General features: G+C 43.5%; 12 protein-coding genes. 3 read left to right on the top strand and 9 right to left on the bottom strand.

Annotation, left to right across the window (positions count from 1 at the left end; all coding sequences use genetic code 11):
- Nucleotides 1–468: 468 nt before the first annotated feature.
- The 4 genes from ACRD6K_RS15285 to ACRD6K_RS15270 form a co-directional block, all read right to left on the bottom strand.
- The gene (locus tag ACRD6K_RS15285) at nt 469–816 is read right to left on the bottom strand and encodes a hypothetical protein (protein WP_430973960.1); all 348 of its coding nucleotides are present in this window, start codon (nt 814–816) and stop codon (nt 469–471) included.
- An 89-nt stretch (nt 817–905) separates the two neighbouring features.
- Entirely contained in the window at nt 906–1817 is a 912-nt protein-coding gene (locus ACRD6K_RS15280; protein WP_430973959.1) for a glutaminase, read from the bottom strand.
- A gap of 563 nt (nt 1818–2380) precedes the next feature.
- Nucleotides 2381–5941 (bottom strand): pyruvate:ferredoxin (flavodoxin) oxidoreductase, encoded by a 3561-nt coding sequence (nifJ, locus tag ACRD6K_RS15275; RefSeq protein ID WP_430973958.1) that lies wholly within the window; start codon nt 5939–5941, stop codon nt 2381–2383.
- 88 nt (nt 5942–6029) lie between these two features.
- On the bottom strand, nt 6030–7205 hold the full coding sequence (locus ACRD6K_RS15270; RefSeq protein ID WP_299577304.1) for an AAA family ATPase: 1176 nt from the start codon (nt 7203–7205) through the stop codon (nt 6030–6032).
- A 187-nt stretch (nt 7206–7392) separates the two neighbouring features.
- Between ACRD6K_RS15270 and ACRD6K_RS15265 the strand changes: the two genes are divergently transcribed.
- Together ACRD6K_RS15265 and ACRD6K_RS15260 are read left to right on the top strand one after the other, a co-directional pair.
- Nucleotides 7393–9381 (top strand): peptidase U32 family protein, encoded by a 1989-nt coding sequence (locus ACRD6K_RS15265; RefSeq protein WP_430973957.1) that lies wholly within the window; start codon nt 7393–7395, stop codon nt 9379–9381.
- A gap of 124 nt (nt 9382–9505) precedes the next feature.
- Nucleotides 9506–10435, top strand: a complete 930-nt coding sequence (locus tag ACRD6K_RS15260) for a DUF6807 family protein (RefSeq protein WP_430973956.1) — start codon at nt 9506–9508, stop codon at nt 10433–10435.
- 4 nt (nt 10436–10439) lie between these two features.
- On the opposite strand, the gene ACRD6K_RS15255 is transcribed toward ACRD6K_RS15260, so the two are convergent.
- Nucleotides 10440–11486 carry an oxidoreductase gene (locus tag ACRD6K_RS15255; protein WP_430973955.1) on the bottom strand — a complete coding sequence of 349 codons (1047 nt, stop codon included), beginning with the start codon at nt 11484–11486 and terminating at the stop codon, nt 10440–10442.
- 160 nt (nt 11487–11646) lie between these two features.
- Between ACRD6K_RS15255 and ACRD6K_RS15250 the strand changes: the two genes are divergently transcribed.
- Nucleotides 11647–12366 carry a cytidylate kinase-like family protein gene (locus ACRD6K_RS15250; RefSeq protein WP_430973954.1) on the top strand — a complete coding sequence of 240 codons (720 nt, stop codon included), beginning with the start codon at nt 11647–11649 and terminating at the stop codon, nt 12364–12366.
- Between the two features lie 110 nt (nt 12367–12476).
- On the opposite strand, the gene rplI is transcribed toward ACRD6K_RS15250, so the two are convergent.
- The 4 genes from rplI to ACRD6K_RS15230 all read right to left on the bottom strand — a co-directional run bounded on the left by rplI (nt 12477) and on the right by ACRD6K_RS15230 (nt 14415).
- A complete protein-coding gene (gene rplI, locus ACRD6K_RS15245; protein WP_299577333.1) occupies nt 12477–12926 on the bottom strand; it encodes a 50S ribosomal protein L9 in 450 nt (149 codons plus the stop codon).
- 17 nt (nt 12927–12943) lie between these two features.
- A complete protein-coding gene (gene rpsR / locus ACRD6K_RS15240; protein WP_299577335.1) occupies nt 12944–13213 on the bottom strand; it encodes a 30S ribosomal protein S18 in 270 nt (89 codons plus the stop codon).
- A gap of 3 nt (nt 13214–13216) precedes the next feature.
- A complete protein-coding gene (gene rpsF / locus ACRD6K_RS15235) occupies nt 13217–13570 on the bottom strand; it encodes a 30S ribosomal protein S6 (protein WP_299577337.1) in 354 nt (117 codons plus the stop codon).
- A 137-nt stretch (nt 13571–13707) separates the two neighbouring features.
- Complete coding sequence (locus tag ACRD6K_RS15230) at nt 13708–14415, bottom strand: SDR family NAD(P)-dependent oxidoreductase (RefSeq protein ID WP_430973953.1); 708 nt, start codon at nt 14413–14415, stop codon at nt 13708–13710.
- Between the last annotated feature and the right edge of the window lie 51 nt (nt 14416–14466).

Genomic DNA, 14466 nt, shown 5'->3' with positions numbered 1-14466 from the left:
GAATTTGCTGAATTAATAAATAAACAAAAATTGGCAGCATAGCTTAACTCAATGTCCACTTTTTTGTTGCAAGTTCAATGGGTTAGGAGAAAAGAGAGAAGATGAACCAGGCAGAAGGCAGAAGGCAGAAGGGAGAAGGCACGAGGTCACGAAGACACGAACGTACGAACTCACGTACAACCCAATAATCTGACTATCCGAAAATCAATTTTTATGACAAACTTTTTAACCACAGAGTGACCAGGAGTAATTCACAGAGCAAAAAACAATGACTATCGAATAACCGACAACTGACATCAGGAAACTGGCAATAGCCTACAGATTGCTTCGCTGCTCTCGCAATGTCGGAATTGGAATTTGAAGCTCTAAACAGATAATTGAGATCCCCATGCGCTTTGCGCCAAGATACTGATGAACTCAGGCACTGAGAACTCCAAATAGAAGCAGGCCGGTGATTGAACCGTTTGATTAACGGATTCGATCCAGCACAAACACGCCACAAACAGCTTCGCTGTCGAAGGTCGATCCGACCATTTGGTTTTCGCTCATGTGCTGGATTTCGAAGGTATTGGGTAAATAGCTAATCGGAACGCCGTTTTGCAGGGCGGTAACCGCTACACTTTCCAGCAACAGGCTGCCATCAGTCATGGTGCCTTTTACTGTTTCCTTGACTTCAATGCGGTAGTTGTTTTCCACTTCTTCGGTAAACGAAAACAGGCCGCTAACCTCATTGCCGGTTTGGGTAAATTCCACCTGTCCTGTTGATTGGCCGTATTCAAAATCTTCGCGATAGGTCCAGTTTCCGCTAATATTCATGTTTCTTTATTTTTGACGGCAAACTTAGCAATTATTTTGGCACAACGGCTCAAGGGCTTGCCGGGCTAATTGTGCTCAGGGGATTCGGATTAAAAAATGGAAAGCTGCGATTTGGTGGTAAATTCCTCGAGAAACTTCATGCCTTTGTACGAGTTTCCTTTGCTGTTCAGCCGGGGGCTCCAAACGGCAATCACATAGTGTTTCGGATGAATGGCGACAATGCCTCCGCCAACGCCGCTTTTCCCCGGCAGGCCAACCTTAAATGAAAATTCTCCTGACTCGTCGTAGAACCCACAGGTTTGCATCAAGGCTTTTACCCTTTTGGATTGGCTTTGGCTGAGTACCCTGCTGCCCGATAAGGTGCAACCGTCATTGGCCAGAAACAGAAATAAGCCGGAAAGCTCCTGGCAATTGACTTCCAGCGAGCAGAGGTTGAAGTAAAAGTTGAGCACATCGGCCGGTTCGTTTTCAATGTTTCCAAACGATTTGATGAGGTTACACAAAGCCACATTTCGGTAGCCCACTTGCTTTTCCGAGGTGGCTATTCGGGACGAATAGTCAATCTTGCGGTTGTTACTTAGTGAGCGGATAAACGCCAGAAAATCTTCCTTGGGATGCTCCAAATGACTCAGCAGGATGTCGGAAATAACCAAGGCCCCGGCATTAATAAACGGGTTGCGCGGAATGCCATTTTCCACTTCAAGCTGAATCAATGAATTGAAAGCTGTTCCGGAGGGCTCTACGCCCAGACGTTCCCATATTTTTTCGCCAAGAATTCGATAGGCCAGGCTTAACGAAAGGACTTTGGCAATACTTTGAATCGAAAATGTTTCGTAGCAGTTGCCAATGCCAAAACCGGTGTTGTCGATGGTTGAAAGATAAACGCCAAACTTCTCCGGCTCAACTTTCTTGAGCTCCGGAATGTAAGAGGCAACCTGTCCTTTGGCTTCCAGTGAATCTACTTCATGAAAGACCTCTTGAATGATTTCGTTTAAATACACCTTTTTCAGTTTTTAATGAACGTTTGAACCTGAGCCTGTTTCGTGACTCGCAACTGCTTTCTAAAAATAGAAAAACCGGGATTACGATCGCAGCTTTCAACAGCACTTTAAAGATGATTTTTGCACATGTTTTCCTGGTTCTGTCTGCAGGAAGCTTGTGGGGGCTTGATAGCAGAGGGCAGAGAGCAGAGAGCATGGGGCAAAGGGGTAGGAGGTTAGAGTAAGAACGCACGAAGGCACGAACGTACGAAGTCAGGAGGTCACGAACTCAAGAACGTATGAACTCACGCACAAGCTGACTATCTGAACATCCGAGAACCAAGGAAACAGGCAGAAGGCAGAAGGCACGAACGTACGAAGGCACGCATCTTCAAAAAGCTGACCATTTGATTACCACGCAAATAGCTGTTGACTAACAACCAATGACCACCATTGACAACGGAAAACTGACAACGGAAAACTGACATCAATCTTTTTAATCACAGAGCGACACCGAACAAAAAAAAACCACCTTCCCGAAGGAAGATGGTCTTTTGATGTATAGTAAAACGGTTTTTTGCGTATTACTTTTCTTCAGCTGATTCCGGAGTGAAATCCATCGCAGCCAAACGCTTGTAAGAAGCGTGACGCCACTTGGCATTCTCTTCAGAAGCTTTAAACAGCTCAGCAGCTTGTTCCGGGAACGACTTTTTCAGTGAAGTATAACGAACTTCTCCGTTCAAGAAATCCTGGAATTTGCTCCAATCCGGTTCTTTTGAATCCAGCACGAATGGGTTTTTGCCTTCAGCTTCGTGCAGCGGATTGTAGCGGTACAGTGACCAGTAACCTGCTTCAACTGCTTTTTTCTCTTCAGCCTGAGAAGCGCCCATGCTGGCACGCAATCCGTGGTTGATACATGGAGAATAAGCAATGATTAAGGATGGTCCTGGGTAAGCTTCCGCTTCGCGAAGTGCTTTCAGGTATTGAGCCTGGTTAGCGCCCATAGCAACTTGTGCCACGTAAACGTAACCGTATGACATGGCCATTACACCCAAGTCTTTTTTGCGGATTTTCTTACCTGAAGAGGCGAATTTAGCAACGGCACCAACCGGAGTTGATTTTGAAGCCTGACCACCAGTGTTGGAGTAAACTTCGGTATCCATTACCAATACGTTTACATCTTCACCTGAAGCCAATACGTGGTCTAGACCACCGTAACCGATGTCATAAGCCCATCCGTCACCACCAAATACCCAAACGGATTTTTTCACCAGGTATTTTTTCAGGCTAACGATGTCTTTGGCGTAATCGGCATCTTTACCTTCCAGTACAGCCAACACTTTTGCTGATGCTTCTTTTGAAGCTTCGGCATCGTTTTTACCTTCAATCCAGGCAGTGAAAGCTGCTTTTTCGTCTTCACTAATTCCGTTTTGAAGCGCCTCGCTCATGATGCTTTCAATGCGGTCGCGTTGAGCTGAAACACCTTCAGCCATACCGAAACCGTACTCGGCATTGTCTTCGAACAATGAGTTGGCCCAAGCTGGCCCTTGTTCGCTTTCTTTGTGTTTGCAGTATGGCGTGGCAGGAGCCGAACCACCGTAGATTGAAGAACATCCGGTAGCATTGGCAACCATCATACGCTCGCCATAAAGTTGCGTAATCAGTTTGATGTATGGTGTTTCACCACAACCAGCACAAGCTCCGGAGAACTCAAACAATGGTTGAGCAAACTGTGAGTTTTTAACTGATTTGTATTTGTCGACAACTTTTTCTTTGTAAGTGACTTTTTTGTCCATGTACTCCCAGCGGGCAACTTGGTCTTCTTGAGTTCCAAGAGGCTTCATTACCAGTGCTTTTTCTTTTGAAGGACAAACATCGGCACAGTTTCCACAACCCGTACAGTCAAGAACTGAAACCTGAATACGGAAGTTCAAGCCAGGGAATTGTTTGGTTGGAGTAGCTGTTTTTGTTGTTGTTCCTTCGGGAGCGTTGGCCATTTCCTCTTCAGTCATCAGGAATGGACGAATAGCAGCGTGAGGACAAACGTAAGCACATTGGTTACACTGAATACAGTTGTCATCTTGCCACTCAGGAACGTTAACAGCGATACCGCGTTTTTCGAATGCTGATGTTCCTTGCTCAAACGTACCGTCTTCATACCCTTTGAAGGTAGAAACAGGCAGGTCGTTTCCTTTTTGAGCGTTGATTACATCCACAAATTTGCTGATGTATTCCGGACGGTCAGTAGCAGCAGCTTCTTCTTCCAGTTTAATGTCAGCCCATTCAGTAGGAACTTCAACTTTGGTTACGTTTTGACCACCAGCTTCAACAGCGGCAAAGTTCATGTTAACGATTTTCTCACCTTTGGCACCGTATGATTTTACAATGGCTTTTTTCATTTCTTCAACCGCTTGGTCGTAAGGAATTACGCCAGTGATTTTGAAGAAAGCCGATTGCATGATGGTGTTGGTACGAGTTCCTAATCCCAATTCTTCACCCAGTTTAGTACCGTTGATGATGTAGAATTTGATTTCGTTTTCAGCCAGGTAACGCTTCATCGCGTTTGGCAAACGTTTTTTGGTTTCTTCCTCATCCCAAATAGAGTTCAATAGGAATGAACCACCTTTTTTCAAGCCTTTCAGTACATCGTACAAGTTGACATAGGCAGGAACGTGGCAGGCAACAAAGTCAGGCGTTGTTACCAGGTAAGTTGAACGGATTGGGCTATCACCAAAGCGCAGGTGAGAACAAGTGAAACCACCTGATTTTTTTGAGTCATACTCAAAATATCCCTGGCAGAATTTGTCGGTTGCACTACCGATAATTTTGATGGAGTTTTTGTTGGCTCCAACCGTACCATCTGAACCTAAACCGTAGAATTTAGCTTCGTAGATTCCTTCAGGAGAAACTTTTACTTCTTCTTTTAAAGGAAGTGATTTGAAGGTAACATCATCTACGATACCCAAGGTAAAGCCGTTTTTAGGCTCTGCCATTTCCAGGTTTTCGTAAACAGCGATGATTTGTGAAGGAGTGGTATCTTTTGATCCCAATCCGTAACGTCCACCAACAATAACAGGCGCATTTTCTTTTCCGTAGAACAAGTCTTTAATATCCAGGTACAATGGCTCGCCATTTGCTCCCGGCTCTTTGCTGCGGTCAAGTACGGCAATACGCTTAACGCTTGCAGGCAATACGTTCATGAAATATTTTGCACTGAACGGACGGTACAGGTGAACAGACAACAAACCAACTTTTTTGCCTTGAGCAGCCAAGTGGTCGATTGTTTCTTTGATAGTCTCAGTAACTGATCCCATCGCAATGATGATATCTTCAGCATCTTCAGCACCGTAGTAAGTGAATGGGTGATACTGACGTCCGGTCAGTTTTGAAATTTCTTGCATGTACTCATTTACGATATCAGGAACGGCATCGTAAAATGGGTTTGAAGCTTCTTTAGCCTGGAAGAAAATATCCGGGTTTTGAGCTGTACCACGAGTTAGAGGAGACTCAGGATTCAACGCACGGTCGCGGAATGCTTGCAGGGCATCGTAATCAATCAATGGGCGGATGTCTTCTTGATCGATCACTTCAATTTTTTGAATTTCGTGTGAAGTACGGAATCCGTCAAAGAATGACAGGAATGGAACGCGTGATTTTAGTGTTGCCAGGTGAGAGACACCAGCCAGGTCCATTTCTTCCTGAACAGAACCGGCGGCCAACATGGCAAATCCAGTTTGACGGGCAGCGTAAACGTCAGAGTGGTCTCCGAAGATTGACAACGCATGTCCGGCCAGGGCACGGGCACTAACATGGAAAACAGTCGGTAACAATTCACCAGCAATTTTATACATGTTAGGGATCATTAGCAACAATCCTTGAGAAGCCGTGTAAGTTGAAGTCAATGCACCTGATTGAAGTGCTCCGTGAACAGCACCAGCGGCACCACCTTCACTTTGCATTTCAGCCAAACGCACCGGACGGCCAAACAGGTTTTTCTTTCCTTTTGCAGCCCATTCATCCACATATTCAGCCATGGTTGATGATGGCGTAATGGGATAGATACAGGCAACTTCGCTAAACATGTAACTCATATGCGCTGCCGCATAGTTTCCGTCACATGTAATGAATTTTTTTTCTTTTGCCATTTTATTCAAGTTAAATTTCAGATGTATATTCTAATTCTAATTTCAAATACCAAGTTTTAAAACCCAATCAGAAACAAGCAACTCGTGACTAGTATAAAAATCCGAACAGCCATAAGGGGATTTTATTCCCGCTGCCTTCTTCAATCATGTCAGCAGCTGCATAGGTTTCTTTTTCTGGTTCTGTATATTTCCCTCCCACGATAAAGTGGTAGTTGTCGTTGACTTTAAAATCGGCTTTGTCCGAGCTTTTTATGTCGTGCCGATAGCCCACCTGGTTGTAAAAAAAGGTGGTGCGCAGGTTCCGGTTTGTAATGTTATTGGGTTCTACGGCAAATAAAATATTGGTGTTATGCGCGTAGACCAAATCCGGCTTTTTTAGTTGATCATCGCCCCCGTTGGAGAAAAGCATGTTGATTAGACGTGCATTCTTCAGGTAGCGCAAATAGTTCATTACCGTGGCGCGTGAGGTTTCCACATCGTTGCTGATTTTACTGATGTTGGGCGAAAATGGTACTTCGCTTACAATAATCTGCAACAACTTGCGAAGCTTGGGCAAGTACTTTAACTCAATTTGGTTGAGGTAAGTCACATCCAGCTCCAGTGCCAGGTTAACGTGCTTGAGCAGCGTTTCATTGTAAAACGGTTTGTTGTTCAGGAAATACGGATAAAAACCGATTTGAAGGTACTCTTCAAAATACGCCAGGGGTTTTACCTGGTTGGTTATTTCCTGGGCAATTTGCTGGTGGTTGGTGATGATCTCATCCAACGTATATTGTGGAAACTCGAATTTTCCGCGATAATTCAGGTATTCTCTGAAAGACAAACCTTCCAGATGATATACTTTAATGATGTTTTTAAGGTGGGTATTGCCTTCAATAACTCGCAAAACAGGTGATGCCGAGAAGACAATTTTCAACTCGGGCATATCGTCATAGCAGGCGCGTAGCTCTTTTGACCACTCCGGGTATTTGTGAATTTGATCGAGGATAAGCACTTTGCCACCCTTTTTGTAGAATTCATCGGCAAAGTTGTAAATCTTTCTGCGGGTAAAATAGAAGTTGTTCAGGCTTACATACAGGCAGGATTTGTCCTCCAGGTATTTTTCCCTTACCAGGTTGTGCAAAAAGGTTGTTTTGCCCACGCCACGGAATCCTTTAATACAAATAAGGCGGTGAGACCAGTCAATTTCATCGAGTAATTCACGTCGGATGGTCTTACGCGGTTGTTCAAATAGTGTCTGATGAATTTGTATGAGGTTTTCCACGGCTAAATCTTAATTTCTGCAAACAAAAGTAAGCAGTAAGTTTTATTTTTTGCAATCTGGAGATAACAATTTCATGTGGATTGTGTAATTTATAATTGGTAAAAATAAGCGCCCGAATAAGCTTCTGGACCATAAATTCTAGGGCTAGTAAAGATTATCCCTATTTTTGCACAAATTTGAAATTATCATGCATCAACCAAAACCTGAATTACTTTTACCGGCCGGAAACACGGAGGCTTTTTACGCTGCTTTAGAAGCTGGCGCTGATGCCATTTATCTTGGCATGCGGAATTTTAATGCACGAGGTCGTGCCACCAACTTCAGCGAAAGTCATTTGCTTGCTGCTTTGCAGGAGGCTAAAAAGCGAAAGGTGAAAATTTACGTGACGCTCAATACTGTTATCAAAAACAAGGAAATTGATGATTTGCTGGATGTGCTGACTTTTCTGGAGCGTGCCGGTGTTGATGCTATTATTATTCAGGATTGGGGTTTGTATTATATTGCGCGCTTGCGCTTCCCAAAGCTGGTGATTCATGCCAGTACGCAAATGGGGAATCACAACTCGCTGGGCGTTGATTTTTCGGAGCAAAAGAAAATTGCCCGGGTGATTTTGGCGCGTGAGCTGACAATGACCGAACTGACAAACATTGCCGGACGCTCGAAAACTGAGCTGGAACTGTTTGTGCACGGTGCTTTGTGCTATTCGTTTTCCGGACTCTGCTTTTTTAGCAGTTACCTGGGGGGGCGTGGCGCTAACCGGGGGCTGTGCGCCCAGCCATGTCGCCGCATTTACCAGGACAACCAGCAAAGCAAATTCTTATTCAACCTGAAAGATAACCAGCAGTTGCCCAACCTGGAAAAACTAAAAGAGCTGGGCATCCGTTCATTAAAGGTGGAAGGCCGTATGAAGTCGGCGGATTACGTTTTTCGGGTAGCCAAAGCCTATCGCATGGCGATTGATCATCCGGAAAAGAAGGCGGAAGCCGAAGAGCTGCTGAAGTTGGATTTTGGTCGTGAAAAGATAGCCTATTTCCTGGGGAAAGATGTGAAGGATGGCATTACCGATACTTCAAATACCGGAATTTCCATCGGATTTATCAAGACATTAAGCAAGGACAAGGTGATGTTTGAGTCGACAACCGAAATGAAGGAAGGCGACCGCATTCGTATTCGGAATGTGAAGGATGACAGCACAGTCAACGTCAAGTTACGCGACTTGAACCTTGATGATGATTGCTATTCATTTACCTTTACCGGTCAGGAAAAGCTTCATGTGGGAGATGAGTTGTTTTGGGTGGGGCGTCGCGAACAGCGTTTTCCCGGCAAATTTGCCAATCTGCCACATGCACGTATGAAAGCGCTTCCGTATGGCGAGAAAAAGAAGTTTCGTCAGCAGTTGCTCATTAAATCCCGGCCTTCGAAATCCCGCTTATTTATTCGGGTTGACCAGCCGGACTGGTTACGCAAGCTACGGATGGAAGAAGCTGATGGTGTGATTTTGTCTTTCACGCGTAAAGATCTGGAAAGCTTTGATTTTTCGCTCCGGTTCATTCAGCAAAACAAGCATAAACTATACATTGAGTTGCCGAAATTTATTTCGGAGGAACACCTGGATACTTACCGGAAGTTGGTTAAAAAGATTGAAACGCAAGGGATTCGTCAGTTTTTTATCAGTCACCTGTCGCAAAAACTGTTGTTGTCAAAGGACAGCCAGGTGAGCAGCAACGAAAATGTGTATGTGTATAATGATGCCGCAGCCAAAATGCTGAATGAAACCCAAATTCGAAACTTTTGCTATCCGCTCGAAAACGATTTTGACAACCTGAAAACCATGCAAAACAAGCAGGGAATTGTGCTGCTTCATGCTTATCCGGAGTTGTTTTATTCGCGCATGCCAGTCCAGGTTGCCAATGATGACAACCAATTTGTGGATGATACCAACAAAACCTTTCAGAAAACAAACAAAGACGGGATTACAGTGGTAACACCCGATTTTCCTGTGAGTCTTTTGCAATACAAAAGTCAGTTGGTGAAGGAAGGATTTTCCAACTTTATGATTGATTTAAGCCACGAAAAACCGTCGAAACATATCATTAAAAAGATTTTGACAAAATACCGGTTTTCAGAGCAGTATCAGCCATCAACAACCTTCAATTTTAAAAAGGGTTTGCAGTAGGCAGTATTTATCGGTTTTTCATGTTTTGTAAAATATTGGGGCTAAAACTGGCTTTGCCATTAGGCATTTTTATATCTTAGTCAACCAATTTACCAGGAGCACAAACTAAGACGATGAACTAAACATGAATAAATCAAAATTTTTAAGCCTGCTAATTGTTGGTCTTTTGTTGGTTTGCCCGGCTTTTGCTCAAATCAGCATGGAGCGGGTAGATGAGGGGATCCTATTTACCGATGGGAAAAAGAAAATTGCCTTTTACGTGAAAGAAGCTCCGGCGATGAACCTGGACAAAGGGCGTACCAACTATTTCCACCCTGTTTATTTGCCGGATGAGACGGTGCTGACGGAGAATTCTCCGGAAGACCATATTCATCATCGCGGAATTTTTTGGGCCTGGCATCAGATTTTGATCGAAGGCGAGTCCATTGCAGATCAATGGGAGTTGAAGGATTTTATTCATGATGTAAGATCGGTCGAATTTGTTCGTCCTTCGCCAGACTTGGGAACACTGAAAACCCGAGTGGAATGGAAATCTCCGAATTACAGGGAGGGAGCAACGGCTTTTGTGGAAGAAAGTACCAAAGTGCATTTTCATCAGCAGTCCAAAAACTACCGGATCATTCAGTTTGAAATTCAGTTAAAAGCCTTGACCGATGGGGTTGCGTTGGGGGGATCGGATGATGTGAAAGGCTATGGCGGATTTTCAACTCGTATCAAGCTTCCGGAAGATGTTACGTTTTCTTCAGAAAATGGAGCAGTGCAACCCCAAAAGGAAGCGGTTGAAGCCGGAAAACTGATGCATATAAAAGGTTCAATGGCTAAAAATGGCGGCCAGGGAGGAATGCTGATTTATTCTGAAAACGATTTTGAAACAGCCCAAAGCTGGATCTTACGTAGTCAAAATAGCATGCAAAATGCCGTATGGCCGGGACGAATACCTGTCTCGATTTCAACGATTAATCCCACCGTGTTGCGTTATGCAGTTGTTCTTTATTCCGGGAAAATCAATGAAGGGCGTGTATTGAAAGCGCTTCAGAAATTACAATGGAACTAAGAGCTTACAGGAAGATTGTTCGTTTCTCTTCGTGGCTTTGCAGGCAATAATCCAGCAGTTGAATCACATCACGGCTTTCCTCTGGTTTTACAGCCAATTCTGCTCCGTTGGTTAACACATCGTATATGTTTTCATAGTAGGAGTTATAGTTGCCTGGCAGGGTTTCAATGGTACCTTTAATGTTTAGTCCGTTCCACTCCGTATTTAGTTGTCCCCAGTATGCTTTGGGCTCAGTGCCCCAATGTGCTTCATTGGGCAAATGCCCGGCTTTTAGCAGTTCTTCCTGCGGATCAATTCCCCATTTATGAAAGGAGCCAAGCGTGCCGTGCAGGCTGAAACGTGGCCCCGGCTCGCGAACCAAGTACGATGATTTGAGTATGGCTGCAAAATCGGGGTATTGCATGCGAATATCAAAATAGTCATTCACCTCTCCGCTGGTACGTAGGATGTCCAGATGAGCAGTAAGGGATTTAGGAAGGCCAAAAAGTTGAACAACCTGGTCAAGGAGGTGTGAGCCCAGGTTGAACAAGACGCCGTGGCGTTTATCGCCGGCCTCTTTCCAAGTTCCTTCCTGAATAAAATTGCGGTAGCGGTCAAAATGCGACTCGAATTCCACCAGGCGTCCAAGCATACCTTCGTTCAGTATTTTTTTCACTGTCAGAAAATCATTGTCCCAGCGCCGGTTTTGATAAACCGACAGTAGACGGTTGTGCTTTTGGGCCAGTTGAATCAATTCGTTGGCCTGGTTAACGGTTTGGGTAAATGGTTTTTCAACAATGACATGCTTGCCCGCTTCCAGTGCCTGCTTGCACATTGGGTAATGAAACCGATCGGGTGTATTGATAATGACCAAATCAACTTCGGGCTGATGGATTAACTCCTCAAAGCTTCTGACAATGCGAGCCTGGGGGTAATCTTTGATGGATTGATTCTTGGTTCGTTCTAAAATTGAATGAACGTTAAAGTTTGGATTTGCTTTCAGGCTTGGCCCGTGAAACACCATGCCTGACATCCCAAAAGAGGCGAGCGCTGTCTGGATTGTTTTTCCCATTCGAATAAGTTTTAGGCGAAAATACTAAAATGTTTCATGTTGTGTAGAGTAGTTGTAAAACATGAGCGAAATCAACTATTGTAGAGCAGGTTTTGAAACTTTTTTGAATTTCAGGTTGTAGCTTTAATTGTGTTTAAGGGCCACTTTAAAATTTTTGACTATGAAAAACTTTCTAAGTAACTATTTGGCAGAATCATCGGCTCAGGAAAAGAAAACGAAGTATCCCGGACCAGTGATCATGATCTCGCGCGAGTGTGGTTGCTCGGCCAAGCCAATTGCGATCAAGTTGGCCAAAATTCTTTCCGGGTACAGTTACCGGGCCGAAAACAGTACCAATGTGGAGTGGAAGTGGGTGAGCAAAGAGATTATTGAGGAAGCTGCAATGGAGCTGGAAATGGATCCGGGACAGATAAAAAATGTCTTTTTATCGGAGGTGAAAACGCAATTGCACGAAGTAACCACGGCGTTTTCGGTGGAGAAAATTTACGAGGCCGATGACCAGGCGGTTATTGATACGGTAAGAGATGTTATTTTGCGCATTGCCGAGGTTGGCAATTTTATTATTGTAGGAAGAGCTGCAAGTTCTATCGCTCGTGATGTTTCTCAGAAATTGAGTATTCGGTTGCAGGCACCCCTGGATTGGCGGATCAACCGGATTATGCAGGTAAGTAACATGACCAAAAGCGATGCTCAGGAGTATGTGCTGGAAATTGACCGGCAGCGGGATTTATTTGTTGAACATGTGAATGGGCGAAAAATGAATAACTGCGATTTTGATTTGATTTTCAATTATGCCACCATGCAGGACGATTATATTGTGGACGCGGTTATTAATATCATGAAAAACAAACGGATGATTGTTAGTCACGAAAATGAGTGAGGTTTATAAGAAAAGGTTAGGTTTAAAAGAGAAAAGCCATCTTGCGACTGCAAGATGGCTTTTTATCTGTCTGTTTGAAAAAATGTGTCTGATGTGTGTGTAAAACTAGATTACTCTTCAGTAATTACTTCAAAGTCAAAATCAACAACAACTTCTTTGTGCAGTTTGATTTTGGCTGTGTATTTACCGATTTCTTTGATGCTGTCTTCAGCAATTTTGATTTGCTTCCGGTCAATTTCGAATCCTTTTTTGTTAATCGCTTCAGCTAACTGAATGGTATTAACAGAACCGAAGATTTTACCGGTTGCACTTGTTTTAGTTGCAATAACAACTTGCTTACCTTGCAGTTTTTCAGCAATAGCCAAAGCTTCATCTTTCAATTTAGCTTCTTTGTGAGCGCGTTGTTTGATGTTTTCAGCCAATACTTTTTTAGCTGATTCAGTGGCGACAATCGCCATTTTTTTAGGGATCAGGAAATTGCGACCGTAGCCATCTTTTACAGTTACTAAATCGTCTTTGCTCCCTAAATTCTGAATATCTTGTAATAAAATGATTTCCATTATCTTCAATCTTTAAATTATTTCAACATATCTGTTAAGTAGGGCAGCATTGCTAAATGACGAGCTCTTTTTACGGCTCTGGCCACTTTGCGTTGGTATTTCAACGAAGTACCAGTGATACGACGTGGAAGAATACGACCTTGCTCATTCAAGAATTTTTTCAAAAACTCAGGATCTTTGTAATCCACGTATTTGATTTTGTTCTTTTTAAAGCGGCAATACTTTTTCTTTTTAATTTCAACTGACGGGGGAGTCAGGTACCTGATTTCACTTTGATTGTTAGCCATAGCTTATTTCTCCTTTTCAGTTTTAGCTTTCAAGTTATTTCTTCTCTTCTCACTGTACTCAGCAGCATATTTATCCTGTCTGAAAGTCAGGAAACGAATGATACGCTCGTCGCGTCTGTACTGGGTTTCTAACTTCTCAATCAAAGAAGGCTCAGCCTTGAATTCGATCAAGTGATAAAAACCGGTGCTCTTTTTCTGAATGGGATAAGCTAATTTGCGTAATCCCCAGTCCTCTTCATTGACAATCTCGCCACCGTCTTGGGTGATGATGTCTCTGAACTTACTTACCGCTTCCTTTATCTGTACGTCAGATAAAACGGGAGTTGCAATGAAAACGGTTTCATACTGGTTTTTCATAAAACATCTAATTTATTAAACATTAAAATTCTATAATCCATAAAATATGGACGCGCAAAATTAGAAATTATTTGTGAGTATACAAAGCATTTTTGCGATTGATTTAATGGGGCTAGTTTCTTGTTGGCGAGCTGGTTTTAGATTGTTCGGACATCCTGAAAACTACCACTTTCCATTTTTCTTATTTTTTCAATCGCATCCGCAATTTTTTGAGCGGCTTTTTTGCTATCAGGCATTTGGTCGGTACCCTTGGCTTTTTTCAGTCGTTTTACAACCGGAAACGCCTCCTCATCGGGCAAGTTGTAGATGTAATCTTGCATGCCGGTATCAATTAATCCGGGAGCCAAAGCACAAAAGTGTGTGTCCGGAAACTCCTTGGAATAAAGGCTAATCAACATATTCAATGTTGCTTTTGACAGGGAGTAGGCATTCCAGCCACGTGCTCCGCTTACCGAAGCCCCAGAAGAAATGGCTACTACCTGCCTGACCTCAGCAACCTGGTCGGCTAATACATCAATTAAAACTTTGTTGGCCCACACGTTAACATCCATTACATGTTTAATTTCGTCCAGCCGGGTGTTGTGCAAGTCTTTGATTTCATTTAAGATTCCGGCATTTAGGATGACCAAGTCAAAGGTGTCGATCAATTCAATGAAGCCGGCTAATCGGTTTGGGGTTTCTTCCAGTTTTGATAAGTCATGGGCGAGAAAGTGAAATTGAGGATGAGCCTCCAGTTCGGGGTTGCCCTTACGGCTGATGCCATAGACTTGCCAGCCTGCATTGAGGTAGTGTTTGGCTAAACCATCTCCCAATCCAGAACTTGTTCCGGTAATCAATACATTCATGTGCATTTATTTTTTTAGTTAAAAGAATTAACCGCCATCAAAGATAGTTGT

It is taken from the genome of Sunxiuqinia rutila (assembly GCF_050589705.1).
GTDB lineage: Bacteria > Bacteroidota > Bacteroidia > Bacteroidales > Prolixibacteraceae > Sunxiuqinia > Sunxiuqinia rutila.
This window is presented reverse-complemented; position numbering and strand designations above follow the sequence as displayed.